This is a genomic window from Herbaspirillum sp. (assembly GCF_035644555.1).
Lineage (GTDB): Bacteria > Pseudomonadota > Gammaproteobacteria > Burkholderiales > Burkholderiaceae_D > Herbaspirillum.
This window is the reverse complement of sequence record NZ_DASQOH010000007.1, coordinates 1-23,266: the sequence shown is the minus strand read 5'-3', so window position 1 is coordinate 23,266 and position 23,266 is coordinate 1. Positions and strand designations below refer to the sequence as shown.

18 protein-coding genes are annotated in these 23,266 nt (G+C 62.5%); 8 read left to right on the top strand and 10 right to left on the bottom strand.

From position 1 onward, the window contains the following. Positions 1-27 precede the first annotated feature (27 nt). Together VE092_RS02575 and VE092_RS02570 are read left to right on the top strand one after the other, a co-directional pair. A complete protein-coding gene (locus tag VE092_RS02575; RefSeq protein WP_324873536.1) occupies positions 28-1,302 on the top strand; it encodes an MFS transporter in 1,275 nt (424 codons plus the stop codon). 8 nt (positions 1,303-1,310) lie between these two features. Beyond that, positions 1,311-1,877 carry a carboxymuconolactone decarboxylase family protein gene (locus VE092_RS02570; protein WP_324873534.1) on the top strand — a complete coding sequence of 189 codons (567 nt, stop codon included), beginning with the start codon at positions 1,311-1,313 and terminating at the stop codon, positions 1,875-1,877. Positions 1,878-1,930: 53 nt separating this feature from the next. Here VE092_RS02570 and VE092_RS02565 read toward each other — a convergent pair whose 3' ends face one another. From VE092_RS02565 to VE092_RS02550, 4 genes are all read right to left on the bottom strand, one after another. After that, positions 1,931-3,070, bottom strand: a complete 1,140-nt coding sequence (locus VE092_RS02565; RefSeq protein ID WP_324873532.1) for a PepSY-associated TM helix domain-containing protein — start codon at positions 3,068-3,070, stop codon at positions 1,931-1,933. Between the two features lie 7 nt (positions 3,071-3,077). Beyond that, positions 3,078-5,474 (bottom strand): TonB-dependent siderophore receptor, encoded by a 2,397-nt coding sequence (locus VE092_RS02560; RefSeq protein WP_324873530.1) that lies wholly within the window; start codon positions 5,472-5,474, stop codon positions 3,078-3,080. A 96-nt stretch (positions 5,475-5,570) separates the two neighbouring features. Further along, entirely contained in the window at positions 5,571-6,563 is a 993-nt protein-coding gene (locus VE092_RS02555) for a FecR domain-containing protein (RefSeq protein WP_324873528.1), read from the bottom strand. Next, the gene (locus tag VE092_RS02550; RefSeq protein WP_324873527.1) at positions 6,560-7,102 is read right to left on the bottom strand and encodes a sigma-70 family RNA polymerase sigma factor; all 543 of its coding nucleotides are present in this window, start codon (positions 7,100-7,102) and stop codon (positions 6,560-6,562) included. The genes VE092_RS02555 and VE092_RS02550 overlap by 4 nt, the downstream gene beginning before the upstream one ends. Before the next feature lie 877 nt (positions 7,103-7,979). On the opposite strand from VE092_RS02550, the gene VE092_RS02545 reads away from it, so the two are divergent. The 4 genes from VE092_RS02545 to VE092_RS02530 all read left to right on the top strand — a co-directional run bounded on the left by VE092_RS02545 (position 7,980) and on the right by VE092_RS02530 (position 11,248). Further along, positions 7,980-8,663 carry a GntR family transcriptional regulator gene (locus VE092_RS02545; protein WP_324873525.1) on the top strand — a complete coding sequence of 228 codons (684 nt, stop codon included), beginning with the start codon at positions 7,980-7,982 and terminating at the stop codon, positions 8,661-8,663. A gap of 253 nt (positions 8,664-8,916) precedes the next feature. Then, positions 8,917-9,999 carry a BMP family ABC transporter substrate-binding protein gene (locus tag VE092_RS02540; RefSeq protein ID WP_324873522.1) on the top strand — a complete coding sequence of 361 codons (1,083 nt, stop codon included), beginning with the start codon at positions 8,917-8,919 and terminating at the stop codon, positions 9,997-9,999. A 131-nt stretch (positions 10,000-10,130) separates the two neighbouring features. After that, positions 10,131-10,760, top strand: coding sequence for a flavin reductase family protein (locus VE092_RS02535; RefSeq protein ID WP_324873804.1), 630 nt, complete (start codon positions 10,131-10,133; stop codon positions 10,758-10,760). Positions 10,761-10,768: 8 nt separating this feature from the next. Further along, the gene (locus VE092_RS02530; RefSeq protein WP_324873519.1) at positions 10,769-11,248 is read left to right on the top strand and encodes a nucleoside deaminase; all 480 of its coding nucleotides are present in this window, start codon (positions 10,769-10,771) and stop codon (positions 11,246-11,248) included. 140 nt (positions 11,249-11,388) lie between these two features. Here the strand turns inward: VE092_RS02530 and VE092_RS02525 are convergent, their stop codons facing one another. Both VE092_RS02525 and VE092_RS02520 read right to left on the bottom strand, forming a co-directional pair. Next, positions 11,389-12,258, bottom strand: a complete 870-nt coding sequence (locus VE092_RS02525) for an isocitrate lyase/PEP mutase family protein (RefSeq protein ID WP_324873517.1) — start codon at positions 12,256-12,258, stop codon at positions 11,389-11,391. Positions 12,259-12,272: 14 nt separating this feature from the next. Next, the gene (locus VE092_RS02520; RefSeq protein ID WP_324873515.1) at positions 12,273-13,649 is read right to left on the bottom strand and encodes an MFS transporter; all 1,377 of its coding nucleotides are present in this window, start codon (positions 13,647-13,649) and stop codon (positions 12,273-12,275) included. Positions 13,650-13,901: 252 nt separating this feature from the next. On the opposite strand from VE092_RS02520, the gene prpR reads away from it, so the two are divergent. Continuing rightward, a complete protein-coding gene (gene prpR, locus VE092_RS02515; protein WP_324873513.1) occupies positions 13,902-15,836 on the top strand; it encodes a propionate catabolism operon regulatory protein PrpR in 1,935 nt (644 codons plus the stop codon). A 603-nt stretch (positions 15,837-16,439) separates the two neighbouring features. Here prpR and VE092_RS02510 read toward each other — a convergent pair. The 4 genes from VE092_RS02510 to mdlC all read right to left on the bottom strand — a co-directional run bounded on the left by VE092_RS02510 (position 16,440) and on the right by mdlC (position 22,097). Continuing rightward, positions 16,440-17,366 (bottom strand): 2-dehydropantoate 2-reductase, encoded by a 927-nt coding sequence (locus VE092_RS02510; RefSeq protein WP_324873511.1) that lies wholly within the window; start codon positions 17,364-17,366, stop codon positions 16,440-16,442. Continuing rightward, positions 17,363-18,742 carry an MFS transporter gene (locus VE092_RS02505; RefSeq protein WP_324873510.1) on the bottom strand — a complete coding sequence of 460 codons (1,380 nt, stop codon included), beginning with the start codon at positions 18,740-18,742 and terminating at the stop codon, positions 17,363-17,365. The genes VE092_RS02510 and VE092_RS02505 overlap by 4 nt, the downstream gene beginning before the upstream one ends. A 217-nt stretch (positions 18,743-18,959) precedes the next feature. After that, the gene (locus VE092_RS02500) at positions 18,960-20,411 is read right to left on the bottom strand and encodes an aldehyde dehydrogenase (RefSeq protein WP_324873509.1); all 1,452 of its coding nucleotides are present in this window, start codon (positions 20,409-20,411) and stop codon (positions 18,960-18,962) included. A gap of 87 nt (positions 20,412-20,498) precedes the next feature. Further along, complete coding sequence (gene mdlC / locus VE092_RS02495) at positions 20,499-22,097, bottom strand: benzoylformate decarboxylase (RefSeq protein WP_324873507.1); 1,599 nt, start codon at positions 22,095-22,097, stop codon at positions 20,499-20,501. Between the two features lie 178 nt (positions 22,098-22,275). Here mdlC and VE092_RS02490 point away from each other — a divergent pair, with 178 nt between their 5' ends. Further along, positions 22,276-23,241 (top strand): LysR family transcriptional regulator, encoded by a 966-nt coding sequence (locus VE092_RS02490; protein WP_324873505.1) that lies wholly within the window; start codon positions 22,276-22,278, stop codon positions 23,239-23,241. The last annotated feature ends 25 nt before the right edge of the window (positions 23,242-23,266 follow it).

Genomic DNA, 23,266 nt, shown 5'->3' with positions numbered 1-23,266 from the left:
ATTTCACAAGAATAGAACGGAGACCGTATGAATACCTTGTCCACCGGGACGCCCGCCGCAATCGTGGGGGAGGAGTCCCGGCGCTATCGCGGATGGGCGGTGGTGCTGGCGTCGATGCTGGCGATGATGTTTGGGCCGAGCACCGTGGCCGTGCTCAGCCTGGGCCTCTTCATCAGGCCGCTCGAACTCGATTTCGGCTGGAGTCGTACCCAGATCGCGTTGGCCAGCTCCATCGTTTCCTATACGGTGATGCTCGTTTCCCCCCTGCAGGGCTACCTGACCGACCGCTTCGGTGCGCGGGCCGTCATCCTGCCCTGCATTCCGCTGTTCTGTGTCGCAGTGGCTCTGATGTACTTCCTGCCACCGGTACCGTGGATCTACTACGCGGCATGGATCGTCCTGCCCGTGATCGGTATCGGCATCTTCCCGCTCTCCTATCTGCGCGTGGTCAGCTCGTGGTTTGACAAGCGCCTGGGCCTGGCTATCGGCATCGCCAATGCCGGCATCGGCATCGGAGGGGCGGTAATCCCGCTGGTGATCGGTACGGTGATTGCGCAGCAGGGCTGGCGCGCCGGGTTTGTGGGCCTGGCGGTGCTGGTGGCATTGACCTTGCCGGCCGCCTTCTTCTTCATCCGGGAAAAACCCGGTACCGAACCGCGGAAGGGAAAGACCGAAGGCGTGCCCGGGGTCGACTTCCATGTGGCCGTACGCAGCCGCCAGTTCAAGCTGCTGATCGGCATCTTCATGCTGCTGGGCGTGATCAACACGGCATTGATCGTGCACCAGATTCCGATGCTGATGGATGCCGGCGTGACACCGCAGCGGGCCGCCGTGGTCCAGGCGACCTTCGGCATCTTCGTGATCGTCGGGCGACTGGTCACCGGGCTGTTGATCGACTATGTATCGGCGGCTCTGGTGATGTGCGTTCTGGTCATCGGCGGCACCTTTGCGTGTACCCTCTATGCCTACGGAGTCACCGGGGATGTGGTCTTCCTGTGCGCGGCCCTGCTGGGAATGGTGCTGGGCGCCGAGTTCGATGTGCTGAGCTATCTGCTCAAGCGCTATTTCGGCATGCGCGCTTTTGGTAAGCTCTACGGCGTGATCTTCGCCATATTCCAGTTCGGCGCCGGTGCCGGTGCTGCCCTTCTGCCCATCATGCGGCAGGCCTCCGGCAGCTATCGCAGCGGTCTCCTGACTTTTTCGGCGGCCACCCTGATATGCGCGTTGCTGCTGGTCATGCTCCATCTGGGCGGTCGCATCGGGCAAGTCGGGACACGCCCCCAACATTCGAGCATCGGATAAGGAAGCCCATGAAGCAACAAGCTGTCGAACCACGTCTGCCAGCCGTCGATATGACGATGGCCTCACCCGACCAGAAGCGTGTTCTGGACGATATCCTCAAGGGACCGCGCGGCAACCTGGCCGGTCCCTTCCTGTCGTGGATCCACAGTCCCGAACTGGCCCAGCATGCGCAGAAGCTGGGTGCATTCTGCCGTTACCAGACCGGCCTGTCGTTGCGCCTGTCGGAGCTGGCGATCCTCTGCACTGCGGCCAAATGGCAAGCCCAGGCGGAGTGGCAGATCCATCATCCCATCGGTATCGGCGCCGGACTCGATGAAGGCAACGTCGAGCTGATCCGCCTGGGAAAGACGCCGCAATTCGCGTTGCGGGAAGAGCAACTGGTCTGGGAGCTGGTGGACGCACTCTACGAAACCCGGCGCATCGCCGGGCCGCTCTACGCCGAAGCGGAACAGTATTTTGGCGTCGAGGTACTGGTGAACCTGGTGGGCCTGCTCGGCTACTATGCGCTGGTGGCGATGACGCTCAACGTGTTCCAGGTACGGCACGGCGAGGGGGCGCTGCCATTCGAGGAATAGGGTTCGAGTGGCACACGGCCCATGGCGGCAGGTTCCCGGAAGAGCTGGTCCGGCTAGGCTGAAGGGGCTGCCCCGCTGTCGTGCTTGTGGTGACGCCGGCGTATCCACCACAGGTAGAGGCCGCTGCCCAGCAATCCGATGGTCGCCATGTCCAGCACGGCCCACAGCAGCTTGAGCGGCAAGCCACCATAGTCGCCGAAATGCAGCGGGCGCGACAGCTCCAGTACACGCAGGTACCAGGGCATGGCAGCGATGGCAGTGATCTGGCCATTCCGCGCATCCACCAGTACCGGCTGCAGCATGTGTGTGGTCAGTCCGTGATCGCCCGCAGCCCATAGCAGATAGTGATCGGGCGGGGCCAGGCGGCTGCCGGGCATGAGGATGGTCCCCACCCGTGTGCCGGGCAGGGCGGACTCGACATGGGCAATCGCCTGCATCAGCGGATACGGGTGCGCGACCGGAAGCGGCGCGCCGCCGCGTCCGCTGGCTGCGCCCTTGATGTATTGCTGGCTCCACAGTGCGAACAACGGGCGTTGCAGTTCATTGAACAGGCCCGTGGCACCGACCACGCAGGTCCAGACGACGGTGGTGATGCCCAGCAGCTTGTGCAGGTCCAGCCAGCGTACCCGGGACGAGCTGCGTCGTATCCTGCCGAACGGCTGCTTGCGCGTGAATGGCGCGTACAGCACCACGCCCGAGACCAGGGCTACCAGAAACAGCAAGGCCACCGCGGCCATCAGCAAGCCGCCGGGCAAGCCGCCCAGCAGGGTGGCATGCAACTGGCGCAGCAGCGCCATGGTGTCCAGCCTGCCGGAGTCGGAGGCGGCGATTTCCCTGAGCAGTCTGCCGTCGCGCGCATCGAAGCGCAGCCGGTGCGTGCTGGCCGGTGAGGCGTCGGCATCGGGCCGCAGGCCGATGTTGATGTAGGGCGCATCGTCATCCCGCACCACGAAGTCGATCACCTGGCCGGGATAGCGTTGCCTTGTCTGTTGCAGCAGGTGGTCCAGGTCGGCGCTTGCGGTGGGATCGGCGACGACCGGGAGGTGTTGCTGGAGTGCCTCGATCTCATCGGCGAAGACCAGCGGCAGTCCGGTCAGACAACAGAGCAGCAGGAAGCCGGTGCACGCCAGGCTGGACCAGGTGTGCAGGGCCGACCACAGGCGCAGCCGGTGCGCCGGGGAAAAAGTCTTCATGGCGGAATCAATAGGCGGCGCGCAGCGTGAGCGTGATGTTGCGCGGCTCTCCATAGACACTGTAGAAGCGGGCTGGCATGCGCGCGTAGTAGGTCTTGTCGAACAGATTGGTCACTTGCAACGTAGCCAGCCAGTGGGCATCGATGCGATAGCCGAGCTGGGCGTCGAAGACGCTGTAGCCGCCCTGCATGCCGACACCGCGATTGGTCTGGCTCATGATGCGTGCCCCGAACCCGGCCTGCAGCTTGCTGAGCGCGGGCTGCTGGAACTGGTACTTGGTCCAGAGCTTGAAGGTGTGGCGCGGCTCTTCAGGAGAAAACACCTTGCCCTGGTTGACGGGGTCGCTCAGGTAGCGTGTGTCCAGCCGGGTATAGCCGGCATACAGGTCCACGCCGCGCGCCGGGCTGCCGCTGACTTCGGCTTCCCAGCCCTTGCTTTCCACCCTGCCTTCGGTGACGTAGAAACCGGGATTGTCGGGGTCGGTGACGGCGCGATTGTTGTCGCGCAGGCGGAAAGCGGCCAGCGAGGCGTTCAGCTTGCCATCCAGGAACACGCCCTTGGCGCCGATCTCATATTGTTCACCGGTACGAGGCGAGAGCGGAGCATTGCCGGCGGCAAGCTGGGTTTGTGGCGAGAAGATGTCACTGTAGCTGCCATACAGCGAGACGGCCGGCGTCACCTCGTACACCAGTCCGGCATAGGGGGTGAATTTGTTGTTTACGGAGGGCGTCGATTTCCAGTCCGCGGCGACCGGGAGCAGGGCCTGGCTGCGACTGGCGTACCAGCTTTCGCGCGCGCCCAGCAGGAGGGTGAGGGGATCGGCCAGCTTCAGGCGGGTCTGTGCATACAGGCCATATTGCTCGCTGTAGGTATTGCTGCCGCTGCTCAGTGCGATCGCGGTGCGCGGAATGGCGATATCGTAGATATCGATGCCGGGCAGGGTCCGCGAACCGCTGGCGGAATAGGCGTCGCGCTGCGCATAGTTGGCACCCAGCAGGACCTGATGGGTACGCCCCAGGAGAGAGAAGTGGCCCGACAGGTTGACGTCGAGATCTTGCCAGGTGGTGTTGCCCCGTTGGCCCTGCAATGTATAGGAGGCGACATTGTTCAACTGCACCAGGCCGTTGACGTAGCCGTAGATGGAATCGCTGCTGGCGTGACGATAGATGTAGGACGCCTTGGCAACCCAGCCGCCGTCGAAGCGATGCTTCAGTTCGGTGAAGAATTCATTGGATGTCTGATTGCCGGTACCCCAGTCCACGCCGAAGAATGCCGAGCGCGGCGGATTGACGAAGCTGCCATTGGTGTACACCCCGGGACCGTAGTCGGTGCCGCGCGAAAAGTCGTTCTGCGAAGCCGCAGAGATGGCCCAGGTGGTTTGCGGCGTCAGGTCCACTTCCAGGATGCCGTAGGCCAGTCCCTCGCGGTGATGCCCCTTGTCCTTGTAGACCGCGCCGTCCTCGCCGGCGGCCACGATGCGGCCGCGTACCGTTCCTTCGTCATTGAGCGGGCGCGACAGGTCGATATCGCCCTTGTAGTTCGACCAGCTGCCACCGCTGACGCTGCCGGAAATACCGGGTGTGAGCTGCGGCCGCTTGCGCACCAGGTTGACGGTGCCGGCCGGTTCGCCCGATCCTTGCAGCAGGCCCGAAGGGCCGCGTAAGACCTCGACCCGCTCATACATCGCCAGATTGAACTGGCGCAGGTATTGCAGGCTGCTGTTGGCGGGCAGGCCGTCGTACTGCACTTCCGAGGCATAACCGCGCGACTGGAAATAGGCCGTGCCGTCGCCATAGGGAATGGCGGTCACGCCGACCGACTGGCGCAGTGCGTCTTCCACGCTGGTCATGTTCTGGTCGTCCATCTGTTGACGCGTGATGACGGTGACCGAGTTCGGAACATCCTTCCAGGCCATCGGTATCTTGCTGGCCACCGTCACTGCCGTCGGCGCGTAGCGGTTGCTACCCTCGGTGTCGGCGCTACGTTCGGCGCTGACGCTGATCTCCGGCAGGGCACCGCTGGCGCTACCGACCGTCTTGCGCAGGCGATAGCCACCGCTGGCGCCGACTATCCCTTCCAGCCCGGTGCCGCTGAGCAGGCGCGCCAGCCCTTCATCGACTGCATAGTGGCCGGCCAGGCCACTGGTGTGCATGCCCGCTACCAGTTCCGGTTCGAAGCTGAGCGTGACCCCGGCGCTGCGCGCGAAACTGTACAAGGCCTGGTCCAGCGGGCCGGGGGCGATGGCATAACTGTGCGAGGCCTGAAGTGGAGCGGTCTGGGCCAGTGCCGGCGCCGCACCGATGCTGGCCATCAGCAGGCAGGCCGCTGCGGCCAGCGGGCGCGGCCGCAGGTTCATGAACGCCAGGGTGAGCGGGCTGGTCGCCACGCGGAAGGGGATGGGCATAATGGTTTCTCGATGCAAGTGGATGGAATGGTCTTCCATGGCTTGTCGAACGAAACCGGAAAAGGTGACAGACAAAGTCTCCTGGCGAAAACAGGCTCAGGCGGCGGGCATGACCGTGACCCAGTAGCGCGTGCGCAGCCGTACCGTGATGGGCAGGGTTTCCTGCAGGGTGGCCAGTGCCTGCCCGGTGTCGTCCGTGCGAAATACGCCCGACACCCGCAGAGCGGCCACCTCGGGCAGGCAGTGGATCACACCGCTGCGGTAGCGCGCCAGTTCAGCCAGGAAATCGTCCAGCCGCATGTTGTCGGCCACCAGCATGCCATCGACCCAGGCGTCGGCGCCGCGCGGCACGGCCTCCTGCGCAGTCGTGCCATCGACCGTGAAGCGCAGCTGGCGGCCGGCCTCGATGCGGGTGGCGGGGGCATCGGGCGCAGCCAGCAGGGGGCGGACTTCGACTGCGTGTTCGAGTACGGCGACGGCGCTGTATTGGCTGCCAGCCTCGCGCCTGACCAGGAACCGTGTACCCAGGGCGCGGATTGCGCCGTGGCGGGTCTGCACCACGAAGTCCCGGCGCGCAGCATCCTTGCCGGTGTGCACCATGATCTCGCCTTCGCGCAGTACCAGTCTGCGTTGCCCGGCGGTGTAGTCGACATCGAGTGCGGTGTTGGTGTTGAGCACCACGCGGCTGCCGTCGTCGAGCACGATGGCGCGCGTCTGTCCGGTACCGGTGCGGTAATCGGCGCGCTGTGACGCCACCCAGTCGGCCCCGCCATGGCGCCACACCAGCCAGCCTGCGGGCGCAGTGGCCAGCAGCAGGGCCACGGTCTTGATCATGACACGGCGCTGCCTGCGCCGCGCACTCTCCAGCACCTTGATGCCCAGCTCGGGCGGGATCGATCCCATGGCGTGGGCCAGCGCATCGGCGGCCTGCCAGACCCGCTCGTGTTCGCTGTTCTGGGCACGCCAGTCCTGGAGCGCCTGGCGGTCCTGATCGCTCATCGCGCCTTCGTGCAGCTTGACCAGCCAGCGCGCGGCTTCTTCCACGATGTGGCGTGCCGGGACGGTGGCTGCCGGGCTGGAGATGCTCACAGCATGGCCTCCAGGCAGGCTGTAAAGGCGGCCTGCATGTGGCGCTTGACGGTACGCGACGAGATCGCCATGGTCTCTGCAATCTGGCTGTAGCCCTGGCCCTCCAGCTGGGACAGCAGGAATACCGTGCGTGTCTTTGCGGGCAGGGCGTCGAGCAGCGCGTCGATCCGGTGCAAGGCTTCCAGGATCAGCAGGCGTTCTTCGGGAGAAGGCGCTGCGGTTTCCGGCAGTGCCGCCAACGCCTCCAGATAGGCGCTCTCCAGTGCGCGGCGGCGGAAGAAATCGACCAGCACGCCGTGGGCGACCGTGCGCAGATAGGCGCGGGGTTCGCGCAGCGCCTCCAGGTGGGCGCTACGGGTGGACGACTTGAGGATGGCGACGAAGGTGTCATGCGCCAGATCGGCGGCCTGATGACTATCGCGCAGCTTGCTGCGCAGCAGGGACTGGAGCCAGTTGTGATGGGCCAGATAGAGATGTTGCACGGTGCTGCGGTCGCTGGCGCAGGCGAGCTGCGCCTCTGAAGTGATGGAGCTGGTCATCTGGCACTGTTCCGTCCCGGCGGGCCGGCGACCATGGTGAGGGTGCCGCCCGTTCAAATATTAATGAGAATTATTCTTAACATTATACGAGAACCGGCGAATTGAAAAGCCTGCCTGCCGCCTTGCGGGCGGGCGGCGGCGATCCGTTGTAAAAGCGGAACGAAGGCGCAGGCCCGACGTGGCGAGCCTGTGGTGCTGCCACGCTCTTGTCGTGTGGGAGGCAAAGGTGAGTCATATGGCAGCGGACCTGCGGGGGAGCGCAGTCGTTGGCCTGATTCAACGACGGTCGGCAGTCGGCTTCCTGAAGCATCGCATGGCCCAGTCGAAATCACAGAGCTTGCGCCTTGCGGATAGGACATGGTTTTCCTCGCGTCATGGTTCGCCAACAAGGAAAGAGGTCATCGCCCGGGCCTGTGCGGTCGGCGCAGAGCCGCACACGGAAGAGTCGCCGTACTTGATGAGAAGGCAGTCCTGGGAGCACATGGAATGATCGGCACCGTGCTGCGCGACGGTCAACGTTACGGACCGGGTACCGGGGACGAGGTCCGGCGCAACAAGACGTTGCCGCTGCAGCTGGATGGTGCCGCCGCAGCCGTGCTCCTGGCGATGCAGGCGATGAGGCCCGGCGTCACTCCGGCTGGCAGCCCGGCGGTATTCCCGCTTCGCTGTAAGGGCTGCCGGCCATGCCCTCGTGCTGTTCCAGGCACACGTCATTGAGATTGTTGGCCTGCGCCGGTAATGTGCACCCGTCAGGCAGTGAGTAGCGCATCGGTCATATTCGACTCCGGCCAGCCCGGGCGGACCCGTAGCGCGTTATGATATCGACCGGCCGCACATGCCCATGTGAGGCTTGCCATCCTGCCGCCTACTCTGCCCAATGAAATCGCAACGCGCCGCCGACAATCCGGAAACGCTCGACCAGAGCGTGTACGAAGCCATCTTCAACGCCGTCATGCATGGCCGCTTGAAGCCGGGCACGCGCCTGCAGGAAACCAGCCTGGGCGAGCAGTTCGGCGTCAGCCGCACGGTGGTGCGGCAGGCGCTACGGCGATTGTCGGAGCTGCGCATAGTCGACGTGGTGCCCAACAAGGGGGCGGCGGTGGCGACCCCGGGGCCCAAGGAGACCCGCGACGTGTTCGCTGCCCGGCGTGCGGTCGAGGGCGCCATCGTGCGCGAAGTGGCGCGCCACATCGACCATGGCGACGTCGCCAAGCTGCGGCAGCGCCTGCAGGCCGAGCACGCCGCGCTGCATGACGGCGATCATCCGCGCTGGGTGGCGCTGGCCGGCGGCTTTCATCTCGCGCTGGCGGAGCTGTCCGGCAACCAGGTACTGCAACGCATGCTGACCGAACTGATGACGCGCTGCTCGCTCATCGTCGCGCTCTACGAAGTCCCCGGGGAAGCCCACTGCGAGCATGACGAACACAGCCGCCTGGTCGACCTGCTGGCGCTGCGTGACGGCAATGGCGCCTGCGCCGAGATGGAGCATCACCTGCTGGCGCTGGAAGGCCGCCTGCGCTTGCCGCAAGAAAAGCCCGACGCGTTACGTCGCCCCTTCTGAGCTTCCTCCGATTTCCTTCCATCACTATCCGTTCCCGCAATGGCCGGCGCCGGATTGCCCACGTCTGGTGCAAGGCGCGCAAGGCGCCCCATTTTTGTCTGTTAAAAAATTGTATACAATATATTTAATTTGATTAAATGCTTTAAAATCAGATAGATAATATAAACTTTAGGCTGGCATCCAAATTGCATGTATACGATCAAGGGCGAATTTTCGCCGCTGATCGATCCATCCAATAAGGAGTCCTGCCGTGATGAACCGCCGTCAATTCCTGCTTGCATCCAGCGCTGCTGCCGTGGCCGCGTCGTCGCAACCGTTCGCCGCCCTGGCGGCTGCCCCGAAGCTGAAGATCGGCTTCATCTATCCGGGTCCGGTGGCCGACATCGGCTGGTCTTTCCAGCATGATCTCGGACGGCGCATGCTGGAGAAGGAGTTCGGCGCCCGTATCGAAACGGTATTCGTGGAACGCGTGCCGGAGACGCCGGAGGCCGAGCGTGTCATGCGCCAGCTGATCGACGACGGCTGCAAGATGATCTTCGCCACCTCGTTCGGCTTCATGAACCCGGTGCTGCGGGTGGCCAAGGAAAACCCGGATGTGATCTTCGAACACTGCTCCGGCTACACGATGGCGCGCAATGTCGGCCTCTATCAGACGCGCTTCTATGAAGGCGCCTATGTGCTGGGGACCATCGCCGGACGCATGACCAAGACCAACACGCTGGGCTATGTGGCGCCGATCCCGATCCCCGAGGTGATCCGCAACCTGGACGCCTTCGTGCTGGGTGCGCGCAGCGTGAACCCCAAGGTCAACGCCAAGGTGGTGTGGATCAACGCCTGGTACGACCCCAGCCTGGAGCGCGATGCCGCCCAGACGCTGGCCGCGCAGGGCGCCGACGTGTTCTACCAGAACACCGATTCGCCGGCGCCGGTGCAGGTGGCGGAAAGCAAGGGCCTGTACGCCTTCGGTCAGGACTCCGACATGAGCCGCTTCGGCCCCAGGGCGCATCTGACCGGCAACACGCTGAACTGGGGCGTGTACTACGTCCACAAGGTACGCCAGGTGCTGGAGGGCAAATGGAAGGCCGAGGACACCAAGTGGGGCATGAAGGAAGGCATCGTCCAGCTCGCGCCCTATAATGCCGGGCTGCCCAAGGAGGTGGTGTCGCAGGCGGAAGAGCGCCGCAAGGCCATCGTCGCCGGTACTTTGCAACCCTTCGCCGGACCCATCAACAACCAGGGCGGGCAACTGCAGGTTGCTGCCGGCCGCAGCGTGCCCGAGTCCGAACTCTGGACCATGAAATGGTATGTGGAAGGCATCCAGGGCAAGCAGCCCTGATCCTGTCTATCGATACCGGTTGGCCTTGGTCGGGATAGCACACGGGGCAAGCCGGAAGGCAGGCCTGGTCACGCACCGTCACGCATCGCCATGCAATGCCCAATAGCATCAAGGAACATCACGAAAACGCCATGACAGAAATCGACTTCGCCGACCTCAGCGTCTACCAGCGCTACAAGCTGATGGCCAGCCTGATCGTGCCGCGCCCGATCGCCCTCATCACTACGCTGGGCGAAGATGGCACGGTCAACGCCGCGCCGTTCTCCATGTTCAACATGCTCGGCGAAGATCCGCCTATCGTGATGGTCAGCATCAACCGACTGCAGGACGGCGCGCTCAAGGACACTGCGGCCAACATCCTGCGCACCGGCGAGTTCGTCGTGCACCTGACCGACGAGGCGATGTGCGCGCAAATGGACGCCTGCGCCGCCACGCTGCCGCCGCACCAGAGCGAGCTGGAACATGCCGGCCTGCACGCCGTACCGGCGCAGACGATCCAGCCGCCGCGCATTGCCGAAGCGCCGGTCGCCTTTGAATGCGTGCTGCATGAAAAACTGGAAACGGCCAGCCGCTACATCTTTATCGGCCGCGTGCAATGGCTGGCCGCGCGCGATGGCCTGGTCGATACCGAACAATGGCGCGTACGCCTGCAGGACTATCATCCGGTAGGCCGCTTCGGCGCCAGCTTCTACCTCAACTCCAGCGGCCGCTTCACGCTCGACAAAGCGCAGGCCGCCACCACCCCGATCGACGAAATGTGAGGCCGTCCATGCGTACCGCCCCCCCCTTCAACGAACAGGACCTCGCCGCCATGCGCCTGGCCATCGATGCCTCCGCGCAAGCGCTCGAGCGCGGCGATATGCCCTTCGGCGCCACCCTGGTGGCACCCGACGGCCGGGTGCTGATGACGGTAATGAACAACCAGAATACCGCCGCCGACTGCACCGGCCACGCCGAGATGGTACTGGTGCGGCGCGCGCAAAAGGAGCTGGGCCTGGAAGCGATGCGCGGCGCTACTGTCTACGCCAGTGGCGAACCCTGTGCAATGTGCTGCGGCGCGATGTTCTGGGGCGGCATCGGCCGCGTGATCTACGCCGCCTCCACCGTCCAGATCGGCGACGCACTGGGCGGTCCGCTACTTCCCCTGCGCGCAGCCGGCGTGGTGCAAGGTGCCGCGCCTGCGCTCAGCGTGGAAGGCCCCTTGCTGGGAGATGAGGCGGTGATGGTGTTACAGCGATTCGGGGCTTGAACGAACGGTGATACCGATGTCTTCGCTACGCGGCCGTCAAGCCGCCGATCAAGCTTGCCAACACGGCTCTTTCGGCAGCAGGCAGCGCTTTACTGGCGACAAATGACCGACGCAGGTCATGTCCTCCACCACCGCGCAGCTTACTCTGCGTGCTGCTTGTCGAACTCCCACACGCGTTCGAAACCGACCAGCGCGCACATGTCGACAAAGGAATACAAGGATCCGGCGTTCTCCAATGAACCCTTGTTGTCGCGAATGCCGCCGTAGACGTTTTCCAGCGTGTGCGCCATCGCCAGAAAGCCGGTGGCCGGATAGATCGCCAGCGCAAAGCCCAGCGACTCCAGGTCGGCCGGCGACAATTGCGGCGTCCGCCCGCCTTCGACGATGTTGACCAGCAAGGGCTGATCAAAGCGCTTGCCGATGATCTCCAGCTCCTTCTCTGACTCCGGCGACTCGATGAAAATCACGTCGGCACCCGCCTTGGCATACAGCTCGCCGCGACGCAAGGCCTCATCCAGACCGAGGCTGGTGCGGGCGTCGGTGCGGGCGATGATCTGGAAGTCCTTGTCTTCGCGCGCCTCGGCGGCAACCTGAATCTTCCTGACCATGTCCTGCGCGGCGATCACCCGGCGTCCTGGGGTGTGGCCGCATTTTTTCGGGAACTCCTGGTCTTCCAGCTGGATGCCGGCGGCGCCGGCCTTCTCGTAGCCGCGCACGGTGTGCGCCACGTTCAGCAGACCGCCATAGCCGGTATCGCCGTCGCAGATGATAGGCGTGCGCGCCGCGCTGCAAAAGGTACTGACGCGGTTGAGCATGTCGGTGTAGGTCGCCAGGCCGGCATCGGGTTCGCCAAGATAGGAGGCGACACTGCCGAAGCCGGTCATGTAGAGGCTGTCGAACCCCATACGGTCGGCGATGCGCACGGAAATCATGTCGAAGATGCCGGGCGCGACGACGATCTTGCCGCTGTTGAGGCGTTGCTTGAGGATGCTTCTCTTGGTGTCAGGCATGGTGGATGCTCCAGTTAAACACTACGGGTGGTATCGAGTTCTTCAAGGGTGCGCTGGTTGGTTTCGATGCCCAGCGTGACCAGCGCCACCACCAGCAGCACCAGTGCGCCGACGATGACGGAGAGCACGTTGCCTATGCCGCCGGCGGCGAACACCACCACCACGATCTGCGGTGCGAAGATGCCGGCCAGGCGACCGGCCGCGCCGCATACACCGTTGCCGCGCATGCGGCTCTCGGTAGGAAACAGCTCAGGCAAATAGGTCGCCACGCCCAGCGCCACCAGCAGATAGGTCATGGTGAACAGCAGGAAGCCCAGCCCGGTCGCCATCTCGACCGAGCCTGATCGGCTGTACAGATAGCCGATCACGCAGGCCAGCGCTGAGACGATGATCATGCCGTTCTTGCGGCCGATACGATCAGCCACCAGCACACCGATCAGCGCCCCGGCAGGCCCGCCCAGCGACATCAGGGTCGAGTAGCCGAGCGAGGAGCTCAGGCCGATGCCCTGCTTCATCAGGAAGGTGGGGGTCCAGACGATAAAGCCGTAGATGACCATGTTGATCGCTACCTGGACGCAGATGCCCAGCACGGTACGGCGCAACAGCGGCGGCACGAACAGCCGGCTCATCGGCGTATTACGCACCGGGCTGTAGGCCTGGTCTTCCACAGGTGGTAACGGCACACCGCGTACGGCGGCCTCGGCTTCCAGCCTCGAGAGGATCTGCTCGGCCTCGGCACCGCGGCCTTTCGACTCCAGCCAGCGGGGCGACTCGGGCATGTTCCGGCGCAGCACCCAGATCACCAGCGCACCAATACCCACCAGCGTGAACATCGGCCGCCAGCCGAGATGCGGAATGATCAGGTAACCCAGCAGCGTGGACAGGAACAGCGCCGAATTGGTGATCAGAGACAGATAGGCACACCACTTACCGCGCTGTGCCGGCGGAATGAATTCGCCAATGGTGCCGTAGCCGACCACGATTTCAGCACCTAGCCCCAGACCCATGAAAAACCGACAAACGATCAGCCACAGCATGTCCGGCGAGGCCGCGCCGGCCAGCGAGGCCAGTCCGAAGACGGCCAGATTGAACTGGTAGGTGAACTTGCGTCCGTGTGCATCGCCTAGTACGCCGGCCATGACCGCGCCGATCAGCATGCCGACGAAGGTCGCAGTCAGGAAGTTGGCGTTTTGCTGCATGTTCGACCAGCCGCTGGCGGACAAGGCGCCAAGTACGCCGCCAGCGAGGTAGATATCGAAGGAATCGAGAAACATCCCGGCGCCGATAAGCCAAAGGATGCGGTGGTGAAACGGGGAAATCGGTAGCCGGTCCAGGCGCGGACCGGCACTGACGGTACGCTGGACGAGGTTGTCCTTTACGGTGTCGAGCATGATGTCATCTCCATGAATCCTCCTTATGGGCGGAGGTTTTCTCTCGGGCGTCCGATACGGCTCGGGGCGCCGGCTGATTCGCCGCTGTCGCTGCCTTTTTCCTTGCGGCACCTGAGAATCAGCAGATAGCGTGCCAAGCGGTAGCCTTCTTCCAAGTCATTGATTTACAAGGACTTGGTCTCGTCGCTGGTCGTCAAAAACGTTTCATGCGACACTCATGACACGCAAAAACTATTTCATGAGACATTCGCCATGGGCCTTCCCGCTGTGCCTCCCCTGCCGCGTCCGCGCCTGTGCTTTCTCGGCTATCGCCATCTGGCCGCCATGGCCGGCCCCATCATCGCCGAATACGCGGGCCGCGCCGATATCGAGGTGATCGAAGAAGCCTTCGACGCCGCGCTGGCCATCGCGCGGGCGCGCATCCGCTCCAATGCAGTAGATGTGTTCGTCAGCGCTGGGGCCAACGGCGCCATCCTGCGCGCCAATCTGCAGTCGGCGCCGGTGGCGCTGATCCAGCTGGAAGGCTTCGACGTGATGCAGGCCCTGCTGAAAGCCCGCGACAAGGCTCGTCGGGTGGGCGTGATCATGTATGGCCGCATCATCCCCGAGCTCGACGACGTCAAGGACCTGCTCAAGATCGACATCGCGCAATACGCCTACCACACGCCCGACGAAGTGCAGCGCCGCGTGGAGCAACTCAAGGCCGACGGCTTCAGCGTCATCGTCGGCTCCAGCCTGGTGGTGGAAATGGCGGAGCGCTGCGGTCTCACCGGTCTGCTGGCCTACTCGCTGCGCGGTATCCGGCGCGGCCTGGACGACGCGCTCGACATCGCCCACGTGCGACGTCTCGAAATCGGGCGCTACGAACAGCTCAACAGCGTCCTGGGCAACCTGCAGGAAGCGGTGCTGGCGGTCGATCGTCAGCACCGAATCATCGCCACCAATGCGCGCATGCAGACCCTGCTGGGGCGCGCTGGCACCATGCTGCTGGGGCAATCGCTGGATACGGTCGAGCCCGAACTCTCGCTGACGAGCACCATGGACACCGGCATCGAAGAACGCGCCGTGGTGCAGCGCTTCGGCCGCCGCGACTGGATCGTCAACCGCACGCCGGTGCGCGAGCACGGTGTCATCACGGGTGCCGCCATGACGCTGGTAGATGCGCGCGTCATCACCGAAGCCGATACCAACCTGCGCATCCAGCAACGCAAGCGGCAGGCAGCCACCCGTTACAGCTTCGACGACCTGCTTGGCCAAAGCACCGTCTTCATGCGTGCCGTGGCGATGGCCCGGCGCTTCGCGCAGACCGACCTGACTGTGCTGGTATTCGGCGAAAGCGGCACCGGCAAGGAGATGTTCGCGCAGGCGATCCACAACGACAGTCGGCGCGCCGGCAAGCCCTTCGTCGCACTCAATTGCGCTGCCTTTCCCGAGCAGTTGCTGGAGAGCGAACTGTTCGGCCATGAGGAAGGCGCCTTCACCGGCGCGCGCCATGGCGGCAAGCGCGGCCTGTTCGAGGCAGCGCATACCGGTACGCTGTTTCTGGACGAGATCGGCGACATGCCGCTGGCCTTGCAGACGCGCCTGCTGCGCGTGTTGCAGGAAAGAGAGATCGTGCGGGTCGGTGGCACCACCACCATCCCGGTCGATGTCCGGATCATCGCGGCCACGCACCAGCCCTTGCAGGAGCTGATCGCTCAACGCCGTTTTCGCCAGGACCTGTACTACCGCATCAACACTCTGCGTCTGCCGTTGCCGCCACTGCGCGAGCGGCGCACCGATATTCCTCTGCTGGCGCGGCGCTTGGTGGAGCGTGCCCTCAAATCCATGCGGCACGATCTTGACGTCGACCGGGTACTGGCGCCGCTGCTGCCGGCACTATGCGCCTATGCCTGGCCGGGCAATGTGCGCGAGCTGGACAACGTGGCCGAACGCATCTCGGCCTTTCTGCTGCAATTTAGCAGCGAAGACGAGATTTCTTTCGACGGGTTTTACGAGGAATCACCCGAGCTGGCCTTGCCGCACGCATTGCATGCGACACCCGGGGCGGATGGGGATGCGCACACGCAACGGCAGCGGGCCGAGCAGGCGCTGGCCCGCTGCCACGGCAACCGGACTGCCGCTGCTGGCCAACTCGGCATCAGCCGCTCGACCCTGTGGCGCTGGCTGCAGACGCCGGCACAATGAGGCAGTGCCGATGCACTGCGCGATGCAGCGAAGACAGAGAATTCAACTGAAAAAAAGAAAACCAAGCCGTCGTGTGCATGAGGCGATGGCTTCGGAGGAAAACGATGATCGATACTTACGTGGTGTCTTCTCGTAGAGCAGGCGAAACGCCTTGCTGAAATGGGCGAGGTCGTTGAATCCCGTGCCAATGCAATTGAGGAAATACTTAATGCAGCCGGGCGAGGATCGACCAGATCTTCAGCAATCAACTGTAATTTGCGTCGCCAGATCAAATCTGGCTGGACGCTCCAGCGTGGTCGATCGCTCGCGGCTTTGTACAACCCTACTTTGACAACTCGCTCGCTTATGACAGCCCCCAGGCGAAGCGGATCGTCGATTGCATCAGGAAACACGGCATTACTGTGGTTCTGGGCCTCTGAAGAGCACCGACGAAGAGACCACACCGAGGGAGCGCGAAGCTTGAACTGATCATTGCCAGCAATCCCGAAATAGCGTCGCGTACATAAAGAGAGGGGGGAAGATCAATCTTGCCCCCCTTTTTACCGCTCGCCACGTTCTGATCCTGGCATCAGAACCAGACCGTGGCAGAGCAACTTAATGCGTTCATTTCCGGTTGAGCACTGCGTCCTGCTTGATCTTGACCAACTCGTAAAGCGCGGTGACGGTAGGAACGGAAACTCCACAACCGCGGGCCTGATCGGCTACGGCCCCATTGATGAAGTCGATTTCCGTCTGTCTGCCTGCCTCGATATCCTGCAGCATTGATGGCTTATGGTTGACGTGCATCCTGAAGGCATCGAGGATGGCATCCTCCACCTTCTTAACGCTGGCGGGAATCTGGAGTGCCTGAGCTACCGACACCGTTTCAGCGGCAATGCGCATCGCCAGAGCGCGCCCTTGCTCGGTCGATCCAGCCGTACCGACTGTACAGCCGATTACCGCGCACACCGAATTGAGTGCCGCATTGAAAGCGACCTTTTCCCAGATGGCAGCTCGTACCTGAGGGTCAGCACTGCAATTGAGTCCAGCTGCACTGAAGATTGCCGCCGTTCGGCTTACTTCCGGCCGATCCTTCCCTGACATGGTCCAGATCCTGACATGACCATCCCCGTGACTATGCACCACCCCCGCAGACTTGAGGTCTGCAGGGAGATTGGTCATCCCAACAATAATGCGGTCGCTAGGAATTACCTCGGAGATGATTTCCGCATTACCCAATCCATTCTGCACGGATAACGCCCAGGTATCCTGGCCCACAAGATGGGAAATGCTACGTACTGCGCTTTGGGTATGAAGGCTCTTGGTAAAAAACACGATGAGGTCAAACGGCTCGGCAAAGGAGTCAGCCCTGCCAATCGGGACTCTTACAGTATGCGTGCCATTGTCATCGGAAAAGGCCAGGCCGTTATCGCTGATAGCAGCTATCGTAGCGGGTGCGACTTCGATGAAACTGACCTTCTGCCCATTCAACGCAAGACGCGCACCGAATAGTCCGCCCATGGCGCCAGCGCCAACAATGGCAATGTTCATGCTTGCTGCTCCTTCTCTTGATGTTTAACGGTAGCTGTTGCGCGGGGAATGTGCTTGCTCACCAACAGCAGGGTAAGGAAGACAAACAGCATCGCCGCTCCTAGCATGGCGAGATAGCCCGAAGCACCACCCTGGGTGATGACAATGGCACCCGCAAATGCACTGAGGATGGCGCCCAGCCGACCGAAAGCCAGCGCGCCCGCCGTGCCGGTGGCGCGTACCTGGGTAGGATAGATATAGGCACAAAGCGCGTACATTGTGCATTGGACGGCGTTGACGAAAAGTCCGTGCAAGCCTATCCCCGCGACCAACAAGGTAGTCTGGCTGCTCACGTCCAGACTGCGCAACGCAAATGCAGTCCCAGCGGCAGCCAGGCAGCAGAGCAGCATGGGAACGCGTGAGCCGAAGCGACCGATGACTACCGCGCACAACAGTGCGCCAAAGACTCCGCCGATGTTGTAGGCCGTGAGGCCGTTGGCGGCTACCGATGGGCTAAGGCCTTCTCCCGCCAGCATCGTGGGGAGCCAGCTGAATGCACTATAGACGGCCAGCAGGTTCATGAAGAAAGCGACCCAGATTGCAATGGTGTCGCCTGCCCTTCCGTCAGTGAACAGCGCACCGAATCCCGCCTTGGGCTGGGAATTCTGTTCACGCGCATCGGTGAAGCGGATCCCCGCAGCGATCGTGCGGGACATCCGCGTGAGCAGGGACCGCAACTCATTCCAACGTTCGGGCTGGCGCGCCAGATATCTTGGCGACTCCGGAATGGCGAACCATAGCAGTATCGAAAATGCCACGGGCAGCATACCACCCAACAAGAAGAGGCCACGCCAGCCATAGTGGGGCAGCACCAAGTTGGCGAAGAGGCCAGCCAACATTCCTCCCAGGGGAACACAGACGATGGTCGCTGTCACTGCGAACGTCCGTATCCGGGCCGGGCTGAATTCTGCCGTAATCGTGGTGGAGACAGGCAAGGCACCGCCGATTCCGAGGCCTGCGAAAAACCGCAGAATTGCAATCGTGGTGATATCTGGAGAAAGCGAGATCAGGCTGGTAGCCACCCCAAACACGAAGACACTGCCAATGATGGCCAGGCGCCGCCCGAAGCGATCTGCGAACAAGCCGGCAAAGGCGCTTCCAAACCCCATGCCGACCAGGCCCGCGGCCACCGCTGGAGCAAAAGCATTGCGTGTGACGCCCCACTCCTTGATCAGACTGGGAATGGCGAAGCCTATCAGCTGCCCATCGAATCCGTCCATGACGATCGACAGCGCCGCCAGGATGACCACCATCTTCTGAAAGCCCGTAAACGTCCCTTCATCAAGCACGCGTCCGATGTCGACGACCTTCGCCTGATCGATCTCGTATGTGCTCATGTGCGCCCCCGGATATTGCCTTCGATCATGACCCGGGTGAATGAATTGATCCGGATTGGATTGTCCTTGTGATGCAGGTGCCAGGATGTCATCCTCATGGCTGTCTCCTCGGTTGTATCGCACGGGTCCGGTCATTGGCGGCCCACATTGGCGATTGTTTTTATGGTCATTGGTGGTGCGGGGGAAGGTGTACCGTCCCCCGCGTGCAGCGAAATGCTCAGAACGGATACTGACGCTGCGAGGTCTGAACCGTGATCCAACGAAGATCAGTGAATTCGGCAACCCCGGCGTTACCGCCAAAATGGCCGAAGCCACTGGATTTCACGCCGCCGAATGGCATATGCGCCTCGTCATGCACTGTTGCTCCGTTGATGTGGCAGATCCCGGACTCGATACGGCGGACCAGGTTCAGCGCACGGGCGATATCACGGCTGAACAGTGCGGCCGACAGGCCGTATTCATTGTCGTTGGCACACGCGATGGCGGCATCGTCATCCTTGACCCGCACGATGGGCTTGACCGGACCGAAGGACTCCTCGTGATAGATGTCCATCTGCGCCGTGACATGGTCCAGCAGCGTCGCCGGCATGAGTGTGCTCTCAGCCTTGCCGCCGCAAACCAGGCGTGCGCCCTTGGCAAGGGCATCATCGATCAGCGCGTTGCAGCGCTGCACGGTTGCCAGATCGACGACCGAACCCAGTACCACCGGCCCTTGGCGCGGATCACCCAGCGGAAGGCTACGCGCTTTGGCGACCAGGCGCGCCACGAAGTCATCGGCCACACGTTCGTCAACGATAATGCGCTCGGTGGACATGCAGATCTGTCCGGAATTTGCGAAGGCACCGAAGGCCGCTGCTTGCACTGCGGCTTCGATGTCCGCATCGTGCAGCACGATGAAGGGTGCCTTTCCCCCCAGCTCCAGCACGGAAGGTTTAAGGTGCTTGGCGCATTGGCCTGCGATGATGCGGCCTACGCGGGTCGAACCGGTGAAATTGACACGTCGCACTGCCGGATCGGCGATGATGGCTTCAACAATTTTTCCGGCGTCTTCCGGCGCATTGGTGATGAAATTCACCACGCCAGGTGGCAATCCTGCATCCTGAAATGCGTCAATGATGAGGCCATGCGTCGCCGGGCAGATTTCAGATCCCTTGAAGATCACGGTATTGCCGCAAGCCAGCGGAAGTGCGACGGCACGTACGCCCAGAATGACGGGGGCATTCCAGGGGGCGATGCCCAACACGACGCCGGCGGCCTGGCGCACACCCATGGCGAGGCTTCCCGGGACGTCGGAGGGAATGACCTGCCCCGTGATCTGGGTAGTCATCGCTGCGGCTTCGCGCAGGCCATCGGCGGCCAGCTGAACGTTGAAAGCAGCCCAGTGATGAGACGCACCGGTCTCGGCGGCCATGGCCTCCGCAAAGGCGTCTGAGCGGGCTTGCAGCGCGTCGGCCGCGCGGGTGAGCAGGCTGCGGCGTTCTCCGGGGCCCATCGCTGCCCAGGCTGGGAAAGCCTCAGCGGCAGCGCGAACGGCCGACTGTGCATCCGCGACGGTAGCCGCCGGTGCTCGCGAGGCCACACTCTCATCGAGCGGATTGCGCCGCTCGAAACAAGCACCGCCAGAGGCTGAACGGCGCTGGCCGTTGATCAGCATGTCAACTTCTTTCATAGTCTCCTCCTGTTGTTTCAAGTTTCTATTTCGCTGCCAGGCTCTTGGTATCGGTTTGGAAACCAGGCAGAAACGTAAGCAAAATAATCAGCGCACCACGACTTCTACCAGACGGGGTTCATTCGACGATATCGCCGTCTGCAGTGCAGCGGCCAGTTCGCCGGGCTCACTTACCTGTACCCCTTTACATCCCATCGCCTGCGCCAGTGCGACGAAGTCGAGCCCAGGAAGATCGGTCCCTTGGACGACGTCGCCTGCACCGAAGCCGAAAACAGGAGCGAAGTCCTGCAGTGCGGCATAGCGCCTGTTGTTGATGATCACGAAGGTGAGGGGGAGACGCAGTTGCACTGCGCTGTAGATGGCTTGCGGAGAGTACATGGCAGAACCATCCCCGATCAGCCCGATGACGCGTTGCTGCGGCCTGGCCAGGGCAACACCCACCGCCGCTGGCATGCCATAGCCAAGACCGCCACTGGCCATGGTGTAGAAGGTTCCCGGGCGTGTAAAGGGCAGATAGGCCTGCATGGTCGGACGAGATCCTGGCGCTTCCTCGACGACGATATCCTCTGCTGCGCGGACTTCAGCAAGGGTCTGCATGGCAAAGGCCGCTGACATCGGGGTCTCCGCCTCGGCGCGAGGACGGGGAGCACGCGCAGCTGGCGCTGGACGAGCGGCTTGCGGATGCTTCAGCAACTGCGCCAACAGATCTTGCAGTCCCAACTGGATATTGCCGACGATAGCGGTCCCGGACGGCGTCCAGGAAGCCGTCACCGGATCATCAATCAATTGGTACAGCTGCGCACCGGCCGGCAGATGCGGCCCACTGCCTTCGACGTGATAGGTGAAGGCCGGAGCGCCGGCTACGAAAATCAGGTCGTGGCCATGGAGCAATTGCACGATCTTCTCGCGCATGGCCGGCAGGAATCCGGCGAACTGGCGATGGTCTTCAGGGAAGCTGCAACGCGAGGACATGGGGGCGACAAACACGCGTGCGTTAGTGGCCTCGGCCAGACGGAGCGCCTCATCCCAAGCCCCGGCACGGTCCAGTTCCGGACCGACGACGATGGCCGGACGCTCACTGCGATGCAGGGCGGTAGCCAGTGCGGCGATGGCCTCCGGCTCGGGGCGGCTGCGAGTCGTGACTTCGGTGGCCTCAAGCAATTCCCCAGGCTGATCCCAGTCATCCACGGGGATGGAGACGAACACGGGGCCACGCGGTTCCTGCATGGCAATGTGGTAGGCCCGGGCAAGCGCACGCGGGACGTCGGCGGCGCGTGCAGGCTCGATGCTCCACTTGACGTAAGGCTTGGGAAGCTCCGTAGCGTGCGAGGCTGCCAGGAATGGATCGAAAGGCAGGATGGAACGCGCCTGCTGGCCTGCAGTGATGATCAGGGGAGTGCGATTGCGGAAGGCGGTGAAGATGTTGCCCATGGCATTGCCGACACCAGCCGCCGAATGCAGGTTGACCAGGGCGGCCTTACCACTGGCTTGGGCATAACCATCGGCCATGCCGACCACGACCGCTTCCTGCAAGCCGAGTACATAACGGAAGTCGGGCGGAAAGTCACGGAACATGGGCAGTTCAGTTGAGCCCGGATTGGCGAAGACGGAGGTCATGTCCAGGCGACGCATCAGATCTAGGACGGCATCGCGAACTGTGATTCCAGGTAATTGGGGCGCCTGCATATTGGATCCTATGAAGATCTTGTGACTAAGGTGGAAAGAGATTCGGGAGGAGTATGTGACTCAATCACGTCTTTGAAAATTGCCAAGTTGGATAAAAGTCATAACATTTGGTAATGTACATGCGCGTATCAGCAAGTCACTGGAATGCCCAGCCAAGCAAGATCATCGGGAGAAATCATTGAGCTTCAATCTGCAGCAACTGGAAATGTTCTGTGCCATTGTCGGTGCCGGTAGCCTGGGGCGAGCGGCTCACGTGCTCGGGCTGACCCAACCTGCCTTAAGTCGCGCCATCAAGCGGCTCGAAGAAACAGTTGGCGGCGTCCTGTTTGAACGTCATACCACCGGCATGCATTTGACACAGCTTGGGCAGGCGCTGCTGCCGCACGCGCTTTCCTTGCAACGGGAAGCCAAGCAGGCGCGAGACGAACTGGATGCTCTGCGTGGTTTGAGCAAGGGCGTCATCAAGGTCGGGGCGGTAGGAAGCATTGCCAGTCTCGTACTGCCACTGGCAGTGGCCGGTGTACTGGAAAAATGGCCCAACCTGCGAGTGGAAATCATCGAAGGCGTTTGGGATCGTCTTGCAGAGGGCTTACTTACCCACGAGATAGACCTGGCACTAGGGACTTCGGGTATGGAAACCGATGGCGTGGCAGCTATCGCGGATTGCTGCTGGAGCGATCTGAGCTACGTGGTGGCAGGAAACGACCATCCCCTGCGGGGCAAGGACAAGATCAGCCTGGCCGAAACTCTTGAGCAACGATGGGCATTGACCCCTGCAGGAACAGGACCTTATCTGCACTTGAAGGAAACGTTTGCGAAGGCTGGATTGTCGATGCCTGAGATCGCTGTGGAATCCCGTTCGGTAACGGTACTCAAGAGCTTGGTTGCACGCTGCGGATTCGTGGGCTGGATGTCTGGCCCTATGTTCGATACCGAACGCAAGGCTGGTCTGATTGATGCGCTGCCGGTGGAGGGGTTGAACGCTCCACGGACCTTGATGGCATTTCGGCGACGCCAAGGCATACTCCCCACACCAGCAACCAGATTACTCGATGAATTGCGTAATCTCGCTGGTTCCTTGCAGTCTTATCGTCCGGATCCCAGCTCTACAGATAACGTTTCACCACGCTATTCTTCGCGGTGATCCCTACGATGGCATTCTCATTTAG

Bases quoted from the DNA above. Each gene is read 5' to 3' on its own strand.
- VE092_RS02575 (WP_324873536.1), top strand. From the start codon at position 28: ATGAATACCTTGTCCACCGGGACGCCCGCCGCAATCGTGGGGGAGGAG.
- VE092_RS02570 (WP_324873534.1), top strand. From the start codon at position 1,311: ATGAAGCAACAAGCTGTCGAACCACGTCTGCCAGCCGTCGATATGACG.
- VE092_RS02565 (WP_324873532.1), bottom strand. From the start codon at position 3,070: ATGAAGACTTTTTCCCCGGCGCACCGGCTGCGCCTGTGGTCGGCCCTG.
- VE092_RS02560 (WP_324873530.1), bottom strand. From the start codon at position 5,474: ATGCCCATCCCCTTCCGCGTGGCGACCAGCCCGCTCACCCTGGCGTTC.
- VE092_RS02550 (WP_324873527.1), bottom strand. From the start codon at position 7,102: ATGACCAGCTCCATCACTTCAGAGGCGCAGCTCGCCTGCGCCAGCGAC.
- VE092_RS02545 (WP_324873525.1), top strand. From the start codon at position 7,980: ATGAAATCGCAACGCGCCGCCGACAATCCGGAAACGCTCGACCAGAGC.
- VE092_RS02540 (WP_324873522.1), top strand. From the start codon at position 8,917: ATGAACCGCCGTCAATTCCTGCTTGCATCCAGCGCTGCTGCCGTGGCC.
- VE092_RS02535 (WP_324873804.1), top strand. From the start codon at position 10,131: ATGACAGAAATCGACTTCGCCGACCTCAGCGTCTACCAGCGCTACAAG.
- VE092_RS02530 (WP_324873519.1), top strand. From the start codon at position 10,769: ATGCGTACCGCCCCCCCCTTCAACGAACAGGACCTCGCCGCCATGCGC.
- VE092_RS02525 (WP_324873517.1), bottom strand. From the start codon at position 12,258: ATGCCTGACACCAAGAGAAGCATCCTCAAGCAACGCCTCAACAGCGGC.
- VE092_RS02520 (WP_324873515.1), bottom strand. From the start codon at position 13,649: ATGCTCGACACCGTAAAGGACAACCTCGTCCAGCGTACCGTCAGTGCC.
- prpR (WP_324873513.1), top strand. From the start codon at position 13,902: ATGGGCCTTCCCGCTGTGCCTCCCCTGCCGCGTCCGCGCCTGTGCTTT.
- VE092_RS02510 (WP_324873511.1), bottom strand. From the start codon at position 17,366: ATGAACATTGCCATTGTTGGCGCTGGCGCCATGGGCGGACTATTCGGT.
- VE092_RS02505 (WP_324873510.1), bottom strand. From the start codon at position 18,742: ATGAGCACATACGAGATCGATCAGGCGAAGGTCGTCGACATCGGACGC.
- VE092_RS02500 (WP_324873509.1), bottom strand. From the start codon at position 20,411: ATGAAAGAAGTTGACATGCTGATCAACGGCCAGCGCCGTTCAGCCTCT.
- mdlC (WP_324873507.1), bottom strand. From the start codon at position 22,097: ATGCAGGCGCCCCAATTACCTGGAATCACAGTTCGCGATGCCGTCCTA.